General features: G+C 71.5%; 21 protein-coding genes. 10 read left to right on the top strand and 11 right to left on the bottom strand.

Features of this window, described 5'->3' with window-relative positions; translation table 11 throughout:
• Nucleotides 1-61: 61 nt before the first annotated feature.
• The 4 genes from OG310_RS22335 (at nt 62) to OG310_RS22350 (ending at nt 5,967) form a co-directional block, all read left to right on the top strand.
• On the top strand, nt 62-1,603 hold the full coding sequence (locus tag OG310_RS22335) for an MFS transporter (RefSeq protein ID WP_329457642.1): 1,542 nt from the start codon (nt 62-64) through the stop codon (nt 1,601-1,603).
• Nucleotides 1,604-1,736: 133 nt separating this feature from the next.
• Nucleotides 1,737-3,521, top strand: a complete 1,785-nt coding sequence (locus tag OG310_RS22340; protein ID WP_329457643.1) for a DEAD/DEAH box helicase — start codon at nt 1,737-1,739, stop codon at nt 3,519-3,521.
• 673 nt (nt 3,522-4,194) lie between these two features.
• Nucleotides 4,195-4,836 carry an IclR family transcriptional regulator gene (locus OG310_RS22345; RefSeq protein WP_329457644.1) on the top strand — a complete coding sequence of 214 codons (642 nt, stop codon included), beginning with the start codon at nt 4,195-4,197 and terminating at the stop codon, nt 4,834-4,836.
• A gap of 342 nt (nt 4,837-5,178) precedes the next feature.
• Complete coding sequence (locus tag OG310_RS22350) at nt 5,179-5,967, top strand: S16 family serine protease (protein WP_329457645.1); 789 nt, start codon at nt 5,179-5,181, stop codon at nt 5,965-5,967.
• Here OG310_RS22350 and OG310_RS22355 read toward each other — a convergent pair.
• The 4 genes from OG310_RS22355 to OG310_RS22370 form a co-directional block, all read right to left on the bottom strand.
• Nucleotides 5,927-7,396, bottom strand: a complete 1,470-nt coding sequence (locus tag OG310_RS22355) for an MFS transporter (protein WP_329457646.1) — start codon at nt 7,394-7,396, stop codon at nt 5,927-5,929. The genes OG310_RS22350 and OG310_RS22355 overlap by 41 nt on opposite strands.
• A complete protein-coding gene (locus tag OG310_RS22360) occupies nt 7,393-7,632 on the bottom strand; it encodes a hypothetical protein (protein WP_329457647.1) in 240 nt (79 codons plus the stop codon). The genes OG310_RS22355 and OG310_RS22360 overlap by 4 nt, the downstream gene beginning before the upstream one ends.
• Nucleotides 7,633-7,987: 355 nt before the next feature.
• Nucleotides 7,988-8,599 (bottom strand): ArsR/SmtB family transcription factor, encoded by a 612-nt coding sequence (locus OG310_RS22365; protein ID WP_329457648.1) that lies wholly within the window; start codon nt 8,597-8,599, stop codon nt 7,988-7,990.
• 106 nt (nt 8,600-8,705) lie between these two features.
• A complete protein-coding gene (locus OG310_RS22370; protein WP_329457649.1) occupies nt 8,706-9,185 on the bottom strand; it encodes an Lrp/AsnC family transcriptional regulator in 480 nt (159 codons plus the stop codon).
• A gap of 132 nt (nt 9,186-9,317) precedes the next feature.
• On the opposite strand from OG310_RS22370, the gene hppD reads away from it, so the two are divergent.
• Nucleotides 9,318-10,484 (top strand): 4-hydroxyphenylpyruvate dioxygenase, encoded by a 1,167-nt coding sequence (gene hppD, locus OG310_RS22375; protein WP_329457650.1) that lies wholly within the window; start codon nt 9,318-9,320, stop codon nt 10,482-10,484.
• Nucleotides 10,485-10,664: 180 nt separating this feature from the next.
• Here the strand turns inward: hppD and OG310_RS22380 are convergent, their stop codons facing one another.
• On the bottom strand, nt 10,665-12,419 hold the full coding sequence (locus OG310_RS22380) for a tetratricopeptide repeat protein (RefSeq protein WP_329457651.1): 1,755 nt from the start codon (nt 12,417-12,419) through the stop codon (nt 10,665-10,667).
• Nucleotides 12,420-12,573: 154 nt separating this feature from the next.
• Between OG310_RS22380 and OG310_RS22385 the strand changes: the two genes are divergently transcribed.
• The 3 genes from OG310_RS22385 to OG310_RS22395 all read left to right on the top strand — a co-directional run bounded on the left by OG310_RS22385 (nt 12,574) and on the right by OG310_RS22395 (nt 14,909).
• On the top strand, nt 12,574-13,980 hold the full coding sequence (locus OG310_RS22385; RefSeq protein ID WP_329457652.1) for an FAD-binding oxidoreductase: 1,407 nt from the start codon (nt 12,574-12,576) through the stop codon (nt 13,978-13,980).
• A gap of 240 nt (nt 13,981-14,220) precedes the next feature.
• Nucleotides 14,221-14,424, top strand: a complete 204-nt coding sequence (locus OG310_RS22390) for a helix-turn-helix domain-containing protein (protein ID WP_329457653.1) — start codon at nt 14,221-14,223, stop codon at nt 14,422-14,424.
• A 5-nt stretch (nt 14,425-14,429) separates the two neighbouring features.
• Nucleotides 14,430-14,909 carry a Clp protease N-terminal domain-containing protein gene (locus tag OG310_RS22395; protein ID WP_329457654.1) on the top strand — a complete coding sequence of 160 codons (480 nt, stop codon included), beginning with the start codon at nt 14,430-14,432 and terminating at the stop codon, nt 14,907-14,909.
• Between the two features lie 132 nt (nt 14,910-15,041).
• Here the strand turns inward: OG310_RS22395 and OG310_RS22400 are convergent, their stop codons facing one another.
• Together OG310_RS22400 and OG310_RS22405 are read right to left on the bottom strand one after the other, a co-directional pair.
• A complete protein-coding gene (locus OG310_RS22400; protein WP_329457655.1) occupies nt 15,042-15,818 on the bottom strand; it encodes an SAM-dependent methyltransferase in 777 nt (258 codons plus the stop codon).
• 268 nt (nt 15,819-16,086) lie between these two features.
• Nucleotides 16,087-16,614: a DinB family protein gene (locus tag OG310_RS22405; protein WP_329457656.1), complete on the bottom strand. Its 528-nt coding sequence runs from the start codon at nt 16,612-16,614 to the stop codon at nt 16,087-16,089.
• 50 nt (nt 16,615-16,664) lie between these two features.
• Between OG310_RS22405 and OG310_RS22410 the strand changes: the two genes are divergently transcribed.
• The gene (locus tag OG310_RS22410) at nt 16,665-17,444 is read left to right on the top strand and encodes a class I SAM-dependent methyltransferase (RefSeq protein ID WP_329457657.1); all 780 of its coding nucleotides are present in this window, start codon (nt 16,665-16,667) and stop codon (nt 17,442-17,444) included.
• Between the two features lie 78 nt (nt 17,445-17,522).
• On the opposite strand, the gene OG310_RS22415 is transcribed toward OG310_RS22410, so the two are convergent.
• Nucleotides 17,523-18,185 carry a pyridoxine/pyridoxamine 5'-phosphate oxidase gene (locus OG310_RS22415; protein WP_329457658.1) on the bottom strand — a complete coding sequence of 221 codons (663 nt, stop codon included), beginning with the start codon at nt 18,183-18,185 and terminating at the stop codon, nt 17,523-17,525.
• 222 nt (nt 18,186-18,407) lie between these two features.
• On the opposite strand from OG310_RS22415, the gene OG310_RS22420 reads away from it, so the two are divergent.
• Nucleotides 18,408-18,545: a hypothetical protein gene (locus OG310_RS22420; protein ID WP_329457659.1), complete on the top strand. Its 138-nt coding sequence runs from the start codon at nt 18,408-18,410 to the stop codon at nt 18,543-18,545.
• Nucleotides 18,546-18,828: 283 nt separating this feature from the next.
• Here OG310_RS22420 and OG310_RS22425 read toward each other — a convergent pair whose 3' ends face one another.
• Genes OG310_RS22425 through OG310_RS22435 form a run of 3 tightly spaced genes read right to left on the bottom strand, consistent with a single transcriptional unit; the run spans nt 18,829 to nt 21,784 of the window.
• Nucleotides 18,829-19,644, bottom strand: coding sequence for an ATP-binding cassette domain-containing protein (locus OG310_RS22425; RefSeq protein WP_329457660.1), 816 nt, complete (start codon nt 19,642-19,644; stop codon nt 18,829-18,831).
• A gap of 2 nt (nt 19,645-19,646) precedes the next feature.
• On the bottom strand, nt 19,647-20,738 hold the full coding sequence (locus OG310_RS22430) for an ABC transporter permease (RefSeq protein ID WP_329457662.1): 1,092 nt from the start codon (nt 20,736-20,738) through the stop codon (nt 19,647-19,649).
• A 20-nt stretch (nt 20,739-20,758) separates the two neighbouring features.
• Nucleotides 20,759-21,784, bottom strand: coding sequence for a sugar ABC transporter substrate-binding protein (locus OG310_RS22435; RefSeq protein WP_329457663.1), 1,026 nt, complete (start codon nt 21,782-21,784; stop codon nt 20,759-20,761).
• Nucleotides 21,785-21,891: the final 107 nt, after the last annotated feature.

Here is a 21,891-nt window from a genome sequence, read left to right on the forward strand (position 1 = left end):
ACCATGCCCCTTCCGCCTGCGGCCAGGGGTCAATGTCGGTAGTGACCCTTACTCTGGCGGAATGAGTAGTACGGAACCTCGCGACGCCGATGTCGCCGCCGTCGAGCCGGCCGCTGTCCCCGACCCGTCCGGCGGGGACGGCGGCGACAGCGCCCCCAGTGGGGTGCTCCAGGCCCCCTACCGGGCGTTGAGCGTCGGGATGGTGTCCGTCGTGCTGCTCATCGCGTTCGAGGCGACCGCCGTCGGTACGGCCATGCCGGTCGCGGCGCGGGAGCTGGACGGCATTCCGCTCTACGCGTTCGCCTTCTCCGCGTACTTCACGACGAGCTTGTTCGCGATGGTCTTCGCGGGGCAGTGGTCGGACCGGGACGGGCCGCTCGCGCCGCTCACCGTCGGGATCGGCATGTTCGCGGCGGGGCTGGTCGTGGCGGGGACGGCCTCCGGCATGTGGGTGTTCATCGTGGGGCGCGCCGTGCAGGGGCTGGGGGGCGGGCTGGTGATCGTCGCCCTGTATGTCGTCGTCGGCCGGGTGTATCCGCCACGGCTGCGCCCGTCGATCATGGCGGGGTTCGCGGCGGCCTGGGTGGTGCCGTCCGTGGTGGGGCCGCTCGCGGCCGGCACGGTCACGGAGCAGTTGGGCTGGCGCTGGGTGTTCCTCGGCATCCCGGTCCTGATCGTCGTGCCGCTCGCACTGGCGTTGCCGGCGATCCGGCGCATGGCGGCGGGGCGTTCCGAGCCGGGGGCGCCCGTGCCGCGGTTCGACCGCCGGCGGATCGTGCTGGCGCTCGCGCTGTCCGCGGGTGCGGGGCTGCTGCAGTACGCGGGTGAGGATCTGCGCTGGGTGTCGCTGGTGCCGGTCGTGGCCGGGGTCGCCCTGCTCGTCGTCCCGGTACGGGAGCTGCTGCCGGCAGGGACCTGGCGCGCGGCGCGCGGGCTGCCCGCGGTGGTGGCGCTGCGCGGGGTGTCGGCCGGGTCGTTCATCGCGGCGGAGAGCTTCGTGCCGCTGATGCTGGTGACGCAGCGGGGCCTGTCGCCGACGTTGGCGGGCCTGTCGATCGCCGCGGGCGGGGCAACTTGGTCCCTGGGGTCGTACGTGCAGTCCCGGCCGCGTCTGCAGCCGCACCGCGAGTCGCTGATGGCGGGCGGCATGGTGCTGGTGACGTTGGGGATCGCGACCGCGCCCGCGGTGCTGCTCCCCGCCGTGCCGGTGTGGGTGCTCGCCGTCGCGTGGGCGGTCGGCTGTCTGGGCATGGGCGGGGTGATCTCGTCGACGAGCGTCGTCGCGCTGGGCCTGTCGGCGCCGGAGGAGGTCGGAGTGATCTCGTCGGCGCTGCAGATCTCGGACGGCCTGTCGAACGTCCTCATGCTGGCGGTGGGGGGCGCCGCGTTCACGGCGCTCGGCGGCGGTTCTGTCGGTGCCGGCGGGGCGCCGGTGGCCTCGGGCGGCGGGGCCGCGGCCTCCCATCCGGGGGCGTTCGCCGCCGTGTTCGTACTGATGGCGGTTGTCGCGCTGGGCGGCATCCGGGTCGCGGCCCGGGTCCGTACCCGGGCCGCCACGGCGCGCTCCGGGGGCCGGGCCGTCGGGGAGGGCGCCGGGATGTGAGACATCCCGCACCGGGTGCCTGACGTCGGGTTCGTACGAGGATCATGGCGGGGCCCCGGTAGGGTGGCCCGGTTGTCGTACGGCAGTGGCCGGTCGCGTTTCCGGGGCCGCCGCCAGGTTCGGAACGGAGACCGTGAGCACTCCCGCCTCCCACCACCTCTCACCCGCCTTCCCCGGCCGGGCCCCCTGGGGCACGGCCAACAAGCTGCGCGCCTGGCAGGAGAGCGCGCTCTCGCGCTACCTCCAGGAACAACCCCGGGACTTCCTCGCGGTAGCGACCCCGGGCGCGGGCAAGACCACGTTCGCGCTGACCCTCGCGTCGTGGCTGCTGCACCACCACGTCGTGCAGCAGATCACGGTCGTCGCCCCCACGGAGCACCTGAAGACCCAGTGGGCTGACGCCGCCGCGCGCATAGGCATCAAGCTGGACCCCGACTACAGCGCGGGCCCGCTCAGCAAGGAGTACGACGGCGTCGCCGTCACGTACGCGGGCGTCGGCGTGCGCCCGATGCTGCACCGCAACCGCTGCGAGCAGCGCAAGACGCTCGTTATCCTCGACGAGATCCACCACGCCGGCGACTCCAAGTCGTGGGGCGAGGCGTGCCTTGAGGCCTTCGAGCCGGCGACCCGCAGGCTCGCGCTGACCGGCACGCCGTTCCGGTCGGACACCAACCCGATCCCGTTCGTCGTGTACGAGGAGGGCAACGACGGCATCCGCCGTTCGTCCGCCGACTACACGTACGGCTACGGCAACGCGCTGGGCGACGGCGTCGTCCGGCCCGTCATCTTCCTCAGCTACAGCGGCAACATGCGCTGGCGTACGAAGGCGGGCGACGAGATCGCGGCACGCCTCGGCGAGCCGATGACGAAGGACGCCACCTCGCAGGCGTGGCGGACGGCGCTCGACCCGCGGGGCGAGTGGATGCCGAACGTCCTGCGTGCCGCCGACCGGCGGCTCACCGAGGTGCGCAAGGGCATCCCCGACGCCGGTGGTCTGGTCATCGCGGCCGATCAGGACTCCGCGCGCGCGTACGCGAAGATGGTCCGCGAGATCACCGGGACGAAGGCCACCGTCGTGCTGTCGGACGAGGCCGCGGCCTCCAAGCGCATCGACGAGTTCAGCGCGAGCGAGGACCGCTGGATGGTCGCCGTGCGCATGGTCTCCGAGGGCGTCGACGTACCGCGTCTCGCCGTCGGTGTGTATGCCACCACCATCTCCACACCGCTGTTCTTCGCGCAGGCCGTGGGCCGTTTCGTACGGTCCAGGCGGCGCGGCGAGACCGCTTCCGTCTTCCTGCCCACCATCCCGGACCTGCTCGGCTTCGCCAACGAGATGGAGGTCGAGCGCGACCACGTGCTCGACAAGCCGAAGAAGACCGGCGAGGAGGACCCGTACGCGGAGTCCGAGAAGGAGATGGACGACGCCAACAAGCAGGAGGACGAGGACACCGGCGACCAGGACATGCTGCCTTTCGAGGCACTGGAGTCCGACGCCGTCTTCGACCGGGTCCTGTACGACGGCGCCGAGTTCGGGATGCAGGCGCACCCCGGCAGTGAGGAGGAGCAGGACTACCTGGGCATCCCGGGCCTGCTGGAGCCGGACCAGGTGCAGATGCTGCTGCAGCGGCGGCAGGCGCGGCAGATCGCGCACAGCCGCAAGAAGCCCGACACGGAGGCCGACCTCATCGAGTTGCCCGCGGATCGGCGCCCGGTGGTCTCCCACCGCGAACTGCTCGATCTGCGGAAGCAGTTGAACACGATGGTCGCGGCCTATGTGCATCAGAGCGGCAAGCCGCACGGCGTCATCCACACCGAACTGCGCCGTGTGTGCGGCGGCCCGCCGAGCGCCGAGGCGACGGGCGGCCAGATCCGGGAGCGGATCAAGAAGGTCCAGGAGTGGGCCACGCGGATGCGTTGAGCGCCCGGCGGGCGCCGAGTTGACCGGCGCCCGTTCGGCCGCCCCGTCCGCCGTTCGGTATCTCCGTCCGCCGTTCGGACGCCGCCCGCGGCCCGCCCGCCTGCCCGGCTGCCCGCCTCGCCCGGCTGCCCGCCTCGCCAGTCCGGCCTCCCCCGCCCGCCTGCCCGTCTCACCCGTCCGGCCTCCCCCGCCCGCCGATCGAGCCCCCGTCCGCCGGTCGGGTTTTCCGAGCCCGGGGGTTCCGTGTCGGGTGCACCCTGAGCTGCGCTGAAGTGCCCTGAAGTGCCCTGAACGCCCCCGAGTTCTGCGTCCCCGCCGCCCCCGCGGTCCTGCCCCGCGCCGGTCGCGCCGCCGCCTCCCTGCCCCGCCGCCCCGCCCTTCCGCGTCACCGTGTCGGGCAATGCGATGACGTATGCCCCATGGGTACCAACTACGGCCATTTCCTGATCAACTCACCAGCTGTGCCCGGATTCTGGACCGGCTCTTCCGCTGAGCGGTATGGATCGCTACTGTCCGGTCATATGAACACGCGCCGTGGCAGTGTCGCCGCGCAGCGCAGCCGGTGTGCCTTGTCCGGTGGTGGCTTCTCCCTGCCTCGCCGACGGGACCGGTGCCGGACCAGTGTGAGACCGCCGCCGCCACTCGCTCCGAGACCATCGAAGGAGAGGGCGTCGTGACCGCTGAGACTTCTCAGACGCTCGACAGAGGACTGCGGGTCCTGAAACTGCTCGCCGACACGGACCACGGCCTGACCGTCACCGAGTTGTCCCACAAGCTCGGGGTCAACAGGACCGTCGTCTACCGCCTGCTCACCACACTGGAGCAGCACGCACTCGTACGCCGCGACCTCGGCGGCCGGGCCAGGGTCGGCCTCGGTGTGCTGCGGCTCGGCCGGCAAGTGCATCCCCTCGTACGGGAGGCGGCCCTGCCCGCCCTGCGGTCGCTGGCCGAGGACATCGGTGCCACCGCGCACCTCACCCTGGTCGACGGCGCCGAGGCGCTGGCCGTCGCCGTCGTCGAACCGAGCTGGACCGACTACCACGTCGCGTACCGCGCGGGCTTCCGGCATTCGCTCGACCGGGGGGCCGCGGGCAAGGCCATCCTCGCGGCGCGGGGCGCGGTGCTCACCGAGCCGCGCTGCACCCTCACCCATGGCGAGCTGGAGTCGGGCGCCAGTGGTGCGGCGGCCCCGCTGATCGGCCTGAGCGGACTCGAAGGCAGCGTGGGTGTGGTCATGCTTGCCGACGCGGTGCCCGAGCGGGTCGGCGCCCGCGTGGTCGACGCGGCCCGCGAGGTCGCGGACGCGTTGCGCTGAACCCGCCCCGGGGGGCACGGACGCCGTCACCGTCCGAAGGGACGCGGAGCCGGAGAGGCACGGGACCGAAGTGGCACGGGACCGGAACGCGCGGAACCGGAGAGACACGGAACCGGAACGCGCGGAACCGGAGAGACACGGGACCGGAACGCGCGGACCTGAGAGACACGGAACCGGGCAGACAGAGAGACGCGGAGGGGCACGGGGCGCGGGGAACACGGCACGGGGGAGCGGGGCACCGAACCGGCACACGCCACTGGTCAGGGCCGGAAAAGGGAGCGGGGGACCGGGAGGGACGGGCCGGGCCGCCGGTGTACGGCGCGCGGCCGATAGATTGGCATCGTGTTCTCTCGTCTCTCGCGCCCCGTCTTCCTCGCGCTGTGCGCCGTGCCGATCGTGGCGCTGTTCGCCGTCGTCGCCCTGGCACCGCTCCCGTACGCGATCGCCCTGCCGGGGCTGACCGCGAACGTGCTCGGGGTGAACAAGGGACAGCCGGTCATCACGATCACCCGGGCACCCGTCCGCAAGACCACGGGCCAGTTGCGGATGACCACCATCGAGGCGACGGGTCCCTCGGCGACGGTCCGTATCGGCGACGTCGTCAAGGGCTGGTTCCGTACGAAGGAAGCGGTGCTGCCGCGCGACGCCGTCTATCCGGCGGGCCAGTCCGTCAAGGAGATCGACAAGACCAACACCGACGACATGGTCCAGTCGCAGGACGACGCCGTCACCGCGGCCCTCACCTATCTGCACAAGGACCCGAAGTCCGTCGACATCAAGCTCCACCTCGCCGATGTGGGAGGCCCGAGTGCCGGCCTGCTGTTCACGCTCGGCATCATCGACAAGCTGAACGGGAACGGCGCGGGCGGCGACCTCACCGGCGGCCGGACCATCGCGGGTACGGGGACGATCAACGGTTCCGGGACGGTCGGCGCGGTCGGGGGCGTCGCACTGAAGACCCAGGCCGCGGCCCGCGCGGGCGCCACGGTGTTCCTCGTACCGAAGGCGGAGTGCTCCGACGCGAAGGTCGGTCTGCCGAAGAACTTGCGGCTCGTGCCCGCCACCACCCTGAACGGCGCGGTCACGTCCCTCAAGGCGCTTCAGTCGGGGGCGAAGGTACCGACCTGCTGACGGGTGCGGTCGGCGCTGCCGGTCCGTGTGCCGTCGTGCGCGGGGCCGGCCTCCGCGGACCTCGCGCATCCGGGGCGGCCGTCCGAGGGCCGTCCCCCCCCCGCGAGCCGTCGGTCCGTGAGCTGTCCGCCCGCGAACCGTCCGTCCCCGGGCCTCGTGCGTCCGCGGTGGACGTACCGGTGTCGTCGGGCTCCTCGTCCAGGCCGCGCCAGGCGGGGAACACCGCCGGGCAGAGCGACGCCATGAGGTAGGCGCCGCCGGTCACGAGCAGCCCGGTGGTCAGTCCCGCTCCGTCGACCAGCAGTCCCGCGCCCAGGCCGCCGAGCGGCATCGCCAGTTCGCAGCCCGCCGTGGACACGCCGGCCACCCGGCTGCGCAGCGTCGGCGGCACCCTCCCGTAGATCACGGTGGTGAGGATCGGGTTGAGTGCCCCGCCCGCGATGCCCGCGACCGCCATCGTCACGGCCAGGGCCACGGTCGAGTCGGTGAATCCGGCGACCGCGAAGCGGGGCGCCCCGCACAGCACCACGCATACCGCGAACACGGTGCGGCGCCGGAAGCGGTGCCCCACCGCTCCGTGGACGAGGGCGCCCGCGAGACCGCCCGCCCCGAACAGGGCGGAGAGGAGGCCGAGCGCGGTGGCGCCGCCGAGGTGGCGTTCCGCGTGGACGGGCAGCAGGACGGCCACCCAGCCCTGGTCGATCCCGTTGATGACGAGGACCATCAGGATCACGGCGAGCAGCAGCCGTGTCCGCGCCACGTACGCGTATCCCTCGCGCATCTCGCTCGCGTACGCGCGGGCCGAGACGGGCGTGGCCGTCCGCTGGGGCTGGGCGGCCCGCAGGCCCCGTAGCGCGACCGACACCAGCAGGGCGGACGCGCCGAAGCTCGCCGCGTCGAACAGCAGCGCGGACTGGGCGCCGAGGGCCGCGATCAGGACTCCCGCCAGCGCGGCGCCCGCCATCCGCGCGCCGCGCTGGACCGCGTCGAAGAGGCTCGCGGCGCGGGCGAGCGAGGTGCCCGCGTGTTCGGCCAGGTCGGGTACGAGGACGGCCCGCGCGGTGTCGCCAGGCGTGTGGACGAGCCCGCTGACGGCCACCAGTGTGCACAGCATCCAAAAGCGCAGTCCGCCGGCCAGGTACAGCAGTGGTACGGCGGCGACGGCCGCCCCGCACACCAGATCGGAACCGACCGACACACGGCGCCGGCCGATCCGGTCGATCAACGGGCCGCCGACGACGGCCGACAGCGCGATGGGCAGGGTCGCGCAGAAGGCGACGATGCCCGCGCGGCCCGCGCTGCCGGTGGTCGCGAGCACGAACCACGGGGTGGCGACCGTGCTCAGCGCGGTCCCCGCGACGGATATCGCGTTGGCGCCGAGCACCGAGACCAGCGGTGTGCGGAGGCCGGGGAATCCTCGGGTGGTCACGGCCGGACGAGGTGGTGGCCGGCCGGACGGTCCACGAGGCGCAGGCCGAGCTGGACCAGGGACCAGCCCAACTGCTCGCGCAGGGCGCCGGTACGGGCCGGGTGGCGATGGGCGTGCCGTACCGCCCGTGCCGCCTCCCGTGCCTGACGGCTCATCCGGTACGAGGCGGCGTCGCGGCGCAGGTCGGCGGCGCGTACGGACTGGAGCTGGAGGTTCGTGCTGGTGTGCGTGAGCATGACAATGACTCCATCGTGGAGAAGGGCTCGCGGAGCGCCGCGTGCGGGCGCACCGGGGCGAGGCGGGTGCTCGGGGGATGCGATGCGGCCGCGAAGGGCTGCGCGCGGAGAGGGACGTCGCGTGGCGCGGGTGGGATCGGGCGCTGGTGTGATCGGCGGTGCGCCGGAAGGGGCACCGCGCGGTGAGGGGGTGTACGGGGTCGCGTGACGTGGTGCCGTACAAGGCCGCGTGACGTGGCGCGACGTCGTGGTGGGGGTGAAACGCGGTGCGCGTTGTGCCGGGTGCCGGGTGCCGGGTGCCGGGTGCCGGTGCACCTGTGGGACGGCCGGCCAACGGCCCGTCCCTCAGGGATGATCAGTGCTGATCCGGCTCCGGAGCCGGCTGTGGGAACGCGTGGAAGTGCAGCCTGACCCGCTGTGGTCCGGCTCCCTCTGTCGGGCCCTTGTCCGGAGCGGACGCGCGGTCGCGGTAGCTGTCGATGAGGTCGTGCACCTGACCTGCCAGCTCGTCCAGCAGGTCAGGTGTCAGCTGGAGGGTGAAGTCGCTGAAGTCGGCTTTTCCCGCCCAGACGTCCGGCCACTCGGACCGGCTCCAATCCGCCACCTCCTGGGCGTGGTTGGCCAGGGTCGCGTCGACCAGGACCCCGACGGCGGCGCGTACGGCCGGGTCGCGGCTGGTCGTCAGGGTCTCGTCGATGGCGATGCCGTCGTCCACCGCGCGCCACCACCGCTCCCGCCCCTTGCCGTGCCCGGGTGCGTCCTCCACGAATCCGTGGGCCGCCAGTTGGCGCAGGTGGTAACTGGTCGAACCGCTCGACTCGCCCATAGCGCCCGCCAGTTGGGAGGCGGTCGCCGGGCCGTCGTGCCGCAGTGTGGTCAGCAGCCGCATCCGCAGGGGGTGGGCGAGGCCGCGCAGTGAATGGGCGTCGAGGAGACGAGCGGAGTCCGGGACCTGTTCGGGCTTCATGGGACTACCGTAGGCCATGCAAAGAGGTCTTTGCAACCATTCTTTTGCAGCGGCTTCTTTGTATGGGTGGGCGCTGCTCCGCCTCCTCGACGCGCCCGGCTGCCGCTCATTCCCTCTGCGAGTCCCTGGCCGCCTGTTCCACCAGCGGGATGATCCGCAAGGGCACCGGGTTCTCCATCACGATCGCAGTCGACGCCCGCACGATGCCCTCGAACCCGACCACCCGGTCGATGACCCGCTGGAGGTCCGCGTTCGACCGCGCCACCAGCCGGCACAGCATGTCGCCGCTGCCGGTCGTCGTGTGCAGTTCCAGCACCTCGGGGACGGTGTCCAGGTGCGCCCGCACGTCCGCTCCCTGCCCCTGTTTGATCTCCAGCGTCGCGAAGGCCGTCACCGGGTAACCCAGCGCCGCCGGATCGACGTCGGGGCCGAAGCCCCGGATGACGCCCCCGGCGCGGAGCCGGTCGAGCCGCGCCTGCGCGGTGCCCCGCGCGACGCCGAGCCGGCGGGACGCCTCCAGCATGCCGATGCGCGGCTCCCGCGCGAGCAGGACGAGCAGCCGCCCGTCGAGTGCGTCGATGGTCATGGCCCGTCGCCCCGTTCGCTCTCATGGTCATGCTGTACAGATCGCCCGGTGATTGTCCCATTGGGCTGTACATCCTGCCCAGTCAATACGAGAACTGTTGCGCACCTTGTGGTACGGGGAGACCCTGACCCCATGGCAGACACCTCGATGCACCCCACCACCGTGTCCGGCTCGGTACCCGATTCGGCGCGTGCGGCCGACCCGTTCCCGGTGAAGGGGATGGACGCGATCGTCTTCGCCGTCGGCAACGCCAAGCAGGCCGCCCACTACTACTCCACCGCCTTCGGCATGAAGCTGGTCGCGTACGCGGGTCCGGAGAACGGCAGCCGCGAGACGGCGAGTTACGTCCTCACGAGTGGTTCGGCGCGCTTCGTGTTCACGTCCGTCGTCAAGCCGTCCACCGACTGGGGGCGGTTCCTGACGGACCATGTGGCGGAGCACGGCGACGGCATCGTGGACCTGGCCATCGAGGTTCCCGACGCGCGCGCCGCCTACGCCTACGCGACCGGGCACGGTGCCCACGGTCTCGTCGAGCCGCACGAGATCAAGGACGAGCACGGCACGGTCGTCCTCGCCGCGATCGCCACGTACGGCAGCACCCGGCACACCCTGGTGGAGCGCTCCGGCTACGACGGCCCCTACCTGCCCGGCTTCGAGGCGGCGAAGCCGATCGTCGCGCCGCAGGAGAAGCGCAGCTTCCAGGCCGTCGACCACTGCGTCGGCAACGTCGAACTCGGCCGGATGAACGAGTGGGTCGGCTTCTACAACAAGGTCATGGGCTTCACGAACATGAAGGAGTTCGTCGGCGACGACATCGCGACCGAGTACTCGGCGCTGATGTCGAAGGTCGTCGCGGACGGCACGCTCAAGGTGAAGTTCCCGATCAACGAGCCCGCCGTCGCGAAGAAGAAGTCGCAGATCGACGAGTACCTGGAGTTCTACGGCGGCGCCGGTGTCCAGCACATCGCGCTCGCGACGAACGACATCGTCGCCTCGGTGCAGCAGATGCGCGCGGCGGGCGTGCAGTTCCTCGACACCCCGGACTCGTACTACGAGACGCTCGGCGAGTGGGCGGGCGAGACGCGGGTGCCGGTCGAGACGCTGCGCGAGCTGAAACTGCTGGTGGACCGGGACGAGGACGGCTACCTCCTGCAGATCTTCACCAAGCCCGTCCAAGATCGCCCGACTGTCTTCTTCGAAATGATCGAACGGCACGGTTCGATGGGGTTCGGCAAGGGCAACTTCAAGGCACTCTTCGAAGCGATCGAGCGGGAGCAGGAGAAGCGCGGCAATCTCTGACGCGTGACTCGCAGTACCCCGCACCCGTGCTCCTGCCTGCGGCCCCGTGGAAACTGACCCACGGGGCCGCGTCTTTTCCCGCGGTCGCCCCAGCCGCCGTCGCCGCAACGAGGCCGCACCATGGGCCCCCCGCTCTCCGGCGGCGGAGCGCCCTGGATTTCCCGGACGGCGCGTGTGCCCTCAGGGGAGCATCGTCGGATCGCCGGGAGTGTTGCCCGGGGCGCCCGCCTCCCGCGCCGGCTGATCGGGGCTGCCGACGACGCCCCCGTCGTCCGTACCGGCCCCGCCCGTGGCGCCCGTGTCGTCGGACGTCCCCGCGCCGCCGGTCGCGCCCGCGCCGCTCGATCCGCCGACCGCGTCCAGGGCCTCGTGCGCGCGGGGCGCGAGCAGCGGCGAGAAGTACGGGTTCGTGCGCAGCGCCTCGTCGAGGTGCCGGCGTGCCTCGGCCTTCATGCCGAGCGTCCGCTCGATCTCGCCCCGGTGGTACGTGTACAGGGCGCTGCGGCGGCCCTGCTCCGTGGCGGTCGTCGCGTACGTGAGCGCGCGGGCCGCGTCGCCCGACCGGTACAGCGCCCAGCCCAGCGCGTCCGCCACCTCGATGCTGTGGTGGCCGTTCGTCCACTCGGTTGTCAGCAGGGCGACCGCCATCCCCGGGTTGCCGTGGTCGGCCTCGTAGCGGCCGAGGACCAGGTTCTCGTCGACCCCGCCACGCCGCCCCTTCGTCGCGGCCGCGCGGAGCGTGGCGTACTGCGTCTGCGCGTCACCGGTCAGGCCGAGCGAGTCGTAGAGCTCGCCGAACTCCAGCGCGTACTCCGGCGCGGGCAGCTTCGTGAGCGCGCTCTGGTACGCCTGGTAGGCCTCGTCGGTCCGGCCGAGAGCCGCCAGGGCGCGGCCCCGGCCCGCCTGTGCGGCGAACTGGTCGGGGGACGCCTGGAGCGCCGCGTCGTACTGGCCGAGTGCCTCCTTCGGTTCGCCGCGCTCCCACGCGAGGTTCCCGAGTTCGGTGAGCGCCGCGCCCTTCTGCGGCGGGGAGGAGGCGTGGTCGACGGCGTCGGACGCCTTCGCCGCCGCGTCCTCGCGCCAGCCGCGGTCGCTGTAGACGACCGCGTACTCGCCCGCGGCCGCCGGGGCCTTGGGCAGCGCTTTGGCCAGCCGGTCCGCCGCGCGGCCGGCGGCCTCGTAGTCGCCGATGCCGTTGTACGCGGCGATGAGCGGCGGGTAGGCCGCCCAGGCGGAGGGCACCCGTTTAAGGGCCTGTTCGCCCCACTTCTTGGCGGTCATGTAGTCGTGGCGGGCGTCGGCGAGGGAGGCGAGCCCGATCAGCGCCTCGGGCGGTGCGGAGGCGGCCGCCAGCGCTGCTGCCGGTGCGCCGCGCGGTACGGCCGCGGGGGCCTTGGCGTCGCCCGCGGCCGTACCGGGTGCCGCCCCCGCGGCCGGCGGCGCCGCGCCGGTGCCGGATCCGGCGCCCTGCCCGGGCGCGGAACCGTTCCCGGGGGCGGGCGCCCGCGCTGAGGCAGGCGCCTGTGCGGGTGCCGACGCGGGTGCCTGAGGCGATCCCGTATCCGGCCCCGGTGCCGACGAGCGCGGGGCGGGACCGGACGCGGGCGCGGAAGGCCGGGCGTTCGTGCCCGCCAGCGCGCGGTCGAGCGCCTGCTGCGCCTTCGGGAACAGGGCGGGGTCCGCCTGCCGCACTCCGCGCTGTACGTACGCCGAACCGAGGACCGCCCAGGCCCGCGCGTCGTCCGGGTGCTTGCCCACCCACGCCGTGCGGTCCCGGATCAGCGCGGCCAGATCGGTGACGGCGGCCGGGGCCCCGGCTGTCACGGCGGTGAGCGCGCGGCCTTCGGGTCCGGCGAGGGGCGGGGCCTCGTGCTTCGTGCCGGGGACGAACACCAGGACGCCCGCGACCAGGAGGCCACCCACGCCGACGGCCACGACCGCAGGTTTCATTCGCCGGGAATGCTGCTTTTTATCCGATTTCATCGCATTCATGAGGGCCACTGTGCGTCAATATGAAGATCACACTTAGCCCTGTGGGGTGGATCGCATTCGGGTTCACACCGATGGCGGTCGGTGCGAACCTGGGATCATGGACGATCTGCTTCAAACCCGGGCTGCGACCGCCGACGCCACCGCGCTCACCGAACGACTGCGCGCGGGCCTGCCCGCCGAGGCGCTCATCACCGACGCCGACGTGATGGCCTCGTACGCGCACGACATGGCCAGCTTCTGCGAGGCCGGTGTACCCGCCGTCGTGGTGCTTCCACGGACGGTCGAGCAGGTCCAGCACGTGATGCGGACCGCCACCGAACTCCGCGTCCCGGTCGTGCCGCAGGGGGCCCGTACGGGGCTGTCCGGTGCCGCGAATGCCTCCGACGGCTGCATCGTCCTCTCGCTCGTGAAGATGGACCGGATCCTGGAGATCGACCCGGTCGACCGGATCGCCGTCGTGGAGCCCGGCGTCGTGAACGCGGCGCTGTCGCGCGCCGTCGCCGAGCAGGGCATGCACTACCCGCCGGACCCCTCCAGCTGGGAGACCTGCACCATCGGCGGCAACATCGGCACCGCCGCCGGCGGCCTGTGCTGCGTGAAGTACGGCGTCACGGCGGAGTACGTGCTCGGCCTCGACATCGTCCTCGCCGACGGGCGCCTGCTGTCCACCGGCCGGCGCACGGCGAAGGGCGTCGCCGGGTACGACCTGACGCGGCTGTTCGTCGGCTCCGAGGGCAGCCTCGGGATCGTCGTCAAGGCCGTCCTCGCGCTGAAGCCGCAGCCGCCCCGGCAGCTCGTGCTCGCCGCCGAGTTCACGTCGGCGTCCGCCGCGGGGGACGCCGTGCGACGGATCATGGAGCGCGGCCATGTGCCGTCCCTGATGGAGCTGATGGACGGCACGACGGTCCGCGCCGTCAACGCGATGGCGAACATGGGCCTGCCGGAGAGCACCGAGGCGCTGCTGCTGGTGGCCTTCGACACCCCCGACCCGGCCGCCGACCTCGCCGCGGTCGGGGAACTGTGCACCGAGGCGGGCGCCACCGAGGTCGTGCCGGCCGACGACGTGGCCGAGTCGGAGATGCTGATGCAGGCGCGCCGGCTGTCGCTGCCGGCCCTGGAGGCCGCTCTCGGTACGACGATGATCGACGACGTGTGCGTGCCGCGCGCCCGGCTCAGTGACATGTTCGAAGGCGTCGAGGCGATCGCGGAGAAGTACGACACCAAGATCGGTGTGTGCGCGCACGCGGGCGACGGCAACACCCACCCGATCGTCTGCTTCGACCCGACGAAGCCGGACGACGTCCGGCGGGCGAAGGAGGCGTTCGACGAGATCATGGCGCTCGGCCTGCGCCTCGGCGGCACCATCACCGGCGAACACGGTGTGGGCGTACTGAAGAAGGAGTGGCTGGCCCGCGAACTCGGCCCGGTGGAGCTGGAGTTGCAGCGTCAGGTCAAGCGCACGTTCGACCCGCTTGGGCTGTTGAACCCGGGCAAGCTGTTCTGAGTCCAGGGGTCTGCGCGGCAGGGCCCCGGCCGGGTGGCCGGGGCCCTGCCGCGCGCCGGGTGCCGCCATCGCGCCCGGCCGGCTCCTCGCTCTGCCCGCCCCGTTCCCTCCTCCGGTCCGCTCCCTCACCCCACCCCACCCCACCCCGCCTCACGCCACGACGCTGACCGGTCTGTCAGTCTGGGTTGACGGATATCGCTCTGTCAGTCCAGACTGACAGGGCGATGGAATACTGGCCGCATGGATGCCGGAGACCTCTCGACACAGCTGACCTCGCCCGACCCCGCGGTCGGCCTGCGGGCCGTCGGCGCGCTGCACCGCCTCGCCGAACAGGTGGAGGCGTCGTCGGTGGCGCGCGCCCGGGAGCAGGGCTGGTCGTGGGAGCAGATCGGCGACGCGCTGGGGGTGTCCCGGCAGTCCGTGCATGCGAAGTACGGGAAGTGACAGCGATGTTCGAACAGTTCGCAGGTCGAGCGCGCGCGGTGGTCACCGACGCGCTCGAAGAGGCGCGGCGTCGCGGCGACCGGCGCATCGGTACGGAACACCTGCTCCTGGGCGCGCTGCGGCACCAGGACGAGACGGCGGTCGCGGGGCTCGGCCTCGATGCCGGGGCGGCGCGTGAGGCGCTCAAGGAGATGGACCTGGCGGCGCTCGACGCGGTCGGGATCGACGCGCGGGGTGTGGAGCGGCCGGCGGTCCCGGTGTCCCGCAAGCGCACACCGTTCACGTCGGCGGCGAAGTCCGTTCTCGCGGGCGCGTCGAGCGAGGTGCGCGCGCAGGGCGCCCGCCGGATCACACCGGCCCATCTGCTGCTCGCCCTACTGGAGTTGAGGGCGCCGGATCCTGCGGCGGAGGCTCTCACGCACCTCGGTGTGGACCGGGACGTCGTGCGGGCCCGGCTGACCGGCTCCGGCCGGGCCGCTGCCTGAGGCCCGCGCGCTGCGGGGAGCCTTCGCGCGCCCGAGGGGCCCCGGCGCGGAAGACCGGGGCACTGAGGGGGCCGTGTACCGAACGGTCCCCCTGCTGGGGGGCTCGCATGTCGGTCGCCACCGGCGTGCGGCTCAGCGTTTGACCGCCACGGCCGCGTAGTTGGGGTGAGGCACCGCGCCGGGCGGCACCGGTGCGTCCTTCCGCCAGTGCGGTGTCGCCACCAGTCCGGGCTCGACCAGTTCAAGTCCGTCGAAGAACCTCTCGATGTCCGCGTACGAGCGGCTCTGTGCCTCGATGGCGCTGGTGTACGTCTTGTTGAGCTTCTCGCCCGCCTCCGCGAACCCGTCGAGGCAGACGTGCGTCAGCGCCAGGCAGCTGCCCGCCGGCAACTCGTCGACCAGGGCGCGGACGACGCCGTACGGGTCGTACCGGTCGACGATGAAGTGCATGATCGCGATGAGGGAGAGGGTGATCGGCCGCTCGAAGTCCAGGTGCTCGCGGGCCCGTTCGATGATGGCGCGGGGCTCGCGGATGTCCGCCTGGATGTAGTCCGTCGCGCCCTCGGGCGTGCCGACCAGCAGCGCCTCGGCGTGGCGCATGATGATCGGGTCGTTGTCCGCGTACACGACCCTGGCGGCGGGATGGATACCCTGCGCGACCTGGTGCAGGTTGGGTTCGGTGGGGATACCGGTGCCGATGTCCAGGAACTGGGTGACACCGTTGTGTGCCGTCCAGGTGATCGCGCGCCGCATGAAAGCGCGGTTCTCGTGTGCCGCCAGACGCATGAACTCAGGGATCTTCTCGCCCAGTTCCCGGTCCACTTCGTAGTGGTCCTTGCCGCCGAGCAGGTAGTCGTAGACGCGCGCCGGATGCGGCCGGCTCGTGTCGACCTGCGGTTTCGCGCCCATGGATCTCACTCCGGTGGTGATCGGGTACGGCTGGGCAGGGTGACGCCGGTACGGGTCCGACCGGGCGGGCCGCTGCCGTAGCAGGTGAGTTTGCCACATGTCCCGGCGCACCGCCCGGGGAACGAACGCGGGCCCACGCCCCTGACCGCCGGTGCGCCGGGGCCGGACGCGGCCCGGTGCCGCCCGGAGTCGCGGCCCTCCCTGATGGGGCGCGGCCCCGGCCGGGAACTTCGCGCGGCGACGGCGGGAGTTCGGTTGCGAGGTGGGCCTACTCGCCGGTGGTGCCGTCGATCAGTTCGCGTACGACGTCGAGCTGGCCGACGTGGCGCGCGTACTCCTGGAGCAGGTGGAACAGGATGCGGCCGAGCGGCGGCGCCTCCTCCTCGGTCGGAAAGCGCCCGCCCACCCGGGAGGGCGAGGCGAGGTCCGCCCCGGCGATCACCGCGCGGCCCAGTGTCACCTCGTGCGCGTACGCGGCGAGGACGTCGGCGGTCGGTGTGTCGTCGCGGACGGTCCACTCGACGGCCGTGCCGCCCGGCACGCGCGGCAGTACGTCCTCGGCGGCGAACCCCCAGCGCAGCCAGCGGCGTTCGACCCAGCCCAGGTGCTGGACGAGGCCGAGGGGCGACCAGCCGACCGGTTCGAGCGGCGCGCGCAGGAGTGCGTCGGGCAGGCCGTCGATCTTCCGCAGCAGGGCTTCGCGGTACCAGTCCAGGTAGCCGAGCAGCAGCTCGGCGGAGTCGGACACCTTCTGTCCCGGGCCTTCGAGCGCGACGCGGAACTCTTCGTTGGTCATGACCACATTGTGCTTGCGCCCGGATCGGGCCGCACTGATATGTTCCGCACATGAACAAAAGATGGGCGGACGGCAGCGCGGGCGACGCGGACTACGGCACGATCGGCGTTCAGTACACCTCCTACCGGCGACCCGAGCCGCGCATCGCCGCGTTGATCTCCGATGCGCTGGGCGACGCGCGCACCGTGGTCAACGTCGGTGCGGGGGCCGGGTCCTACGAGACGACGGACCGGGAGGTGACCCCGGTGGAGCCCTCGGCGGTGATGCGCGGGCAGCGCCCGGCGCACCTGCCGGTGGCAGTGGACGCGGTGGCGGAGCGACTTCCCTTCGACGACGACGCGTTCGACGCCGCGATGACCACGTTCAGCGTGCACCAGTGGCCCGACGCCACGGCGGGACTGCGCGAGATGCGGCGCGTCACGCGCGGGCCCGTGCTCGTACTGACCTCGGACCCGGACCTCGTACGGGACTTCTGGATGTACGCGTACGCACCGCTCGTCCTCGATACGGAGGCGCGCCGCTACCCGTCGATGGCGCACCTCGCGGACGCGCTCGGCGGACGCGTCGACGTCACCCGCGTACCGATCCCCCTCGACTGCGTGGACGGCTTCAACGAGGCGTACTACGGGCGGCCCGAGCGACTGCTCGACCCGGGCGCGCGGCAGGCCAACTCGGCCTGGAGCTTCGTCGACGCGCCGAAACGGGAGGAGTACGTGGAGGCGCTGCGCGCGGCGCTCGCATCGGGGGAGTGGGACAAGAAATACGGCTCGCTGCGCCACCAGCCCTTCTACGAAGGGTCGTTGGTGCTGGTGCGGGCCCTTCCTCAGTGACCGGCTGAAACCGGGAGCGGGAGCCGGTCCGTCCCGGCGGCTCTCGCTCCCCTCGCGCGCCGACATCCTGATCCGCACTCACGGCCAGAGCAACTGCTTGCGCCAGCCGCCCGCCTCGCGGGAGTAGCTGAGGCGGGTGTGACGGCGCAGCTTGTCGCCCTGCCAGAACTCGACCTGCTCGGCCCTGAGTCCGTACAGCGTCCAGCTCGCGGCGACCAGATCCGGATCACGCTCGACGCGCGCCAGCGACTCCTTCGTGCGCAGGTCCCGTTCACCGAGGTCCGCGAGCGGCCGGCTCTGCGTCCCCAGCAGCGCCTCGGCACGCGCCTCGGGTGAGCGGGCCAGGAAGTCCGCGGCGGCACTCTCGGCGGGCTCCGCGACGACGGGTCCGCGTACCCGGACCTGCCGCGCCTGGGGCGACCAGTAGAAGGTGAGCGCGGCCCAGCCGTGCGCCGCCAGCTCGCGGCCCTTGGGGCTGTCGGCGTGCACGGCGAACTGCCAGCCCTCCGCGTCGACGTTCTTGAGGATCAGCACGCGGGCGTCCGGCCGGCCCTCGGCGTCGACGGTGGACAGGGTCATCGCGTGCGGCTCGCGGACGCCTGCGTGTACGGCCGAACGGAACCAGGTGACGAACAACTCCTCTGGTGAGTAAGGGGCGTCGGCGGGGTCGAAGGCGGGCAGATCATCCCCCGCGAAGACCTCGATGCCGCGCAGGACCTCCCGCATGCTGCCGTGTTCCATTCGCTCGTTCCCGTCGCCGCTTTTATTATGTTTCCGAGATAAACATAGTAGGGCGTCCGGCCGGTTGCGGGATTCCGTCGGACGGTGGGTTCGTCTGGTGCACGCAGGACGCCGAGTTTCGTCGCGACCGCCGTGACAGCACATCCCTCGGGCCGACGGCGCGGTGCCGGCGGACCCCACCCTCCACCGTCGCTACGAGGAGTGCGGGACCGCTGGCCCGCCATGGGGGAACCCGTTCACGAGCGGCCCGGAATCGTGGGCGCGATCGGCCTCCACCCGGACGTGGAGCGTGTACCGGATCTGCGGGACGACCGGGTCGTCACCACCCTCGACGGGAAGTGCCCGCACCACGGGTGGTGACCCCGCGGGGCCGCTGGGGTCCCGCCCTCCGGCCGTCGGCCGCAGGAGTCCTCCGGCGGCCGACGGCCGGAGCGGGCGGCGCCGCGGGCAGCCCGAGGGAGCGGCGGGCGCCCACCCGCCGCTCCCTCGGGCTGACTTGGGTCGTGCACCGCGGCGACGGGTCCGGGTGCCGGTGCTGCGGTACTGGCCGGTGCTGGTGCCGGCACCGGTGACCAGGACCGTACCGGCCGGAGAGCCGAGACGGTCGGCCGGCGGAAGGCCCGGCGGCAACCGCCCACGTGTGTCAGTGGGCGTCCCTGACCTGAGCGAGGTAACTGCCCCGCCCCTGCCCCTTGGCTCCGCCGACCCGGTATTCGTTGGCGACCAGGTCGAGGAGTTCCTCCGCGGACGTGTCGGCCGTCCGCTTGTCGAAGGTGATCTCACCGTGCTGCAGCAGGCAGACCCGGTCGCACACATCGAGCACCTGGCTGTAGTTGTGCGCGATCAGGATGATCGACAGGTCACCCCGGGCGCGCAGCAGGGAGATCAGGTCCAGGATGATGCCCCCCTCCTTCGCGCCCATCGCGGCCAGCGGTTCGTCCAGCAGCAGGATGCTCGCCTGTGAGTAGACCGAGCGGGCCACGGCGATCGCCTGCCGCTGGCCGCCCGAGAGGTTCGCCACCTCCGCGTTGACGGAGGGGATGCTGATCCCGATGTCGTTGAGATAGCGCCGGGCGTCGCGACGCATGGCCGCCCGGCGCAGGAAGGGCCCTCGACGCAGCTCCTTGTTGAGGTGGAGATTGAGATAGACCGGAAGCGTGTTGATCAGCGCGAGGTCCTGGAACACCGTCTCGATGCCCAGCTCTCTGGCCTGTCTCACCGAGTGCAGGCTGACGGGTTTGCCGTCGATGCTGATCCGACCCGAGGTCGGCTGGGTGAAGCCGGTGAGGATCTTCAACAGTGTCGACTTGCCGGCGCCGTTGTCGCCGATCAGTCCGAGCACCTCGCCGCGCGCCACGCTGAGGTTGACGTCGCGCAGAGCCTCCACCTGCCCGTAGCGCTTGCCGATGTGTTCGGCGGAGATGGCCGGCGGGGCCTGTGGTGTCTTGGTTTCCGTCATGGTCAGCCTCCCTTCACTCCTCGGCGCAGGCGCGCCAGTTGGGTGTTGAGCACCATGGCGATGAGGATGGCGACACCCTCGATCACGATGAAGGTGGTCGCGTCGATGCCCTGAATGTTGAAGCCGTCCTGCAGCACGGCGAGGAGCAGCGCACCGAAGAAGGCACCGATGACCGTGCCCGAGCCGCCCAGGAGCGCCGTTCCTCCGATGACGCAGGCCGCGACCGCCTCGAACATCAGATCGTTGCCCCCGGCGTTGGGGTCGAACGAGTGGGAGATGTGGACACCGTCCAGTATGCCGCCGAGCCCGGCGAAGGTCGACGCGATCATGAAGGCCCGTATCTTCACCCAGCGGGTCCTGATGCCCGCCTCCGCGGCGCCGAGGCTGTTGGCACCCGTGGCGATGGTGTGTGTGCCCCATCTGGTCTGTGTCAGCACTATCTGCATCAGGACGGCGAGGGCCACCGCCCAGATGAGTTCCGACCACTTGTAGCCGCCCAGGATGTCGATGAGCAGGCCTTGTTGGGGAGCGGGGCGGGGGAAGTTGTGCGAGACCTTCAGGGTGATGCCGTGCAGCAGGTAGAGCATCCCGAGTGTGGTGATGAACGAGGGCAGTCGCAGGAGCTGGTTCACCAGTCCGTTGAACAGCCCGATCGCAGCCGCGACCACCAGGCCCACGATCACGGCGAGCGCCATCGGCGCCCCCGCGTCATTGACCGCCATCATCACGAACGGGGTGAGAGCGAAGGTCATCCCGGTCGACAGGTCTATCTCGCCGCAAATGAGCAGGAAGACTTCGCCTGCGGCGATGATCGCCGCCGCCGAGCCGAAGTTGGCGACGTTGCCGAGGTTCGACGAGGTGAGGAACGCCGAGTTGGCAAAGCCGAAGTACAGGAGGAGCACGATCACCACGACGGCCACGCTGAGTTCGCGCAGTCTGAGCAGTGATCCCGGCAGGGCCGCGAGGCCGGGCAGCCGTCGGATCGTCTCGGAGCCACCGGCCGTGGCGGGTTGCCGCGGCGGAGGCACCGACGGGTCCCGGACCGCGGGCTCTTCGTCCTCGTCGCCCACGGAGGGGTCGTGATGCTGAGTCATGTACGGATCGCTCCCGTGCCTCAGTGGATGTACACCTGTTTGGGCGAGCTGCCCTCGAACCGGTTCTGCTGTTTCAGATAGGGAGCGACGAGGTCCTTGGTGACGAACTTCAGACCGGTGTCGGTGGTGGGCGGGCTGACCAGCGTGCCGGAGAGCTTGTAGAGGTAGAGGTAGAGGACCGAGAGGAATCCCTGCATGTAGGCGGACTGGTCGATGGTGAAGTCGAGGATGCCGTCGGAGATCGCCTGCTCTGTGGGCGTCAGCAGGTCGAAGCCGCCGCCGTGGTACCCCTGGTCCTTCAGGTTGTATTTGCGCATCACGTTCGCGATGCCTTGCGTGCTGCCCGCGTCCACCGCGAACAGGCCCTTGAACGCCTTGTTGCCCTGGGTGAACGCGTCGATGGCGGCCTGCTCCGGGTTTACGTCCGCGCCCGTCGCCACCTGCTTGACGGTGAACTTCTTGCCCGACGCCTTGAGGGCTGCCACCGCGCCGTCGGCACGCGGCTGGATGTTCAGCGAGCCGGGGGTGGCGATGAAGATGGCGATGCTGCCGCCGTCGGGGAAGAGTGATGCGATGCGCTTGCCCATCGCCTGGCCCGCGGCGAAGAGATCCTGGCCCACATAGGCGAGCCGCCCGTTCGAGGTGACGTCGGCGTTGTAGGAGACCACCGGGATGTTCTTGGCGAGCGCTTGCGTGGTCGGCGCGTTGAAGGCGTTCTGGTCGACGAGGGACACCGCGATGCCGTCGGCGCCCGAGGTGATGGCCGTGTTCATCGCGCTGACCATCTGGGAGACGTTCGAGGTCTCGGAACCGGTCCACTGGGAAGTGACGCCGAGCAAGTCGCACGCGTCCTGGATGCCGTACTGCGTGGCCTGGAAAAAGGGGTTTGTCGTCACGTGGTTGACGAAGACGAACTTCCATTTCGGGGTGGCCGGGAAACTGCCGGGCTTGTCCCCGCCCCCGCCCCCGCTCTTGGTATCGCTGCTGCAACCTGCCAGCGCGACCATGCCCGCCGCCATGCCGGCCAGGCCGGCGCCGCGGAGCATGACGCGTCGAGAAGGCGCGGAATCCGATCCATCATGGTGCAACACTGCTGATCCCTTCGTTCACGGATGAGCTGAGACGGTGGTGATGTGCACTCCCGCGCTCAGCC

The organism is Streptomyces sp. NBC_01497 (assembly GCF_036250695.1).
Classification (GTDB): Bacteria; Actinomycetota; Actinomycetes; order Streptomycetales; family Streptomycetaceae; genus Streptomyces.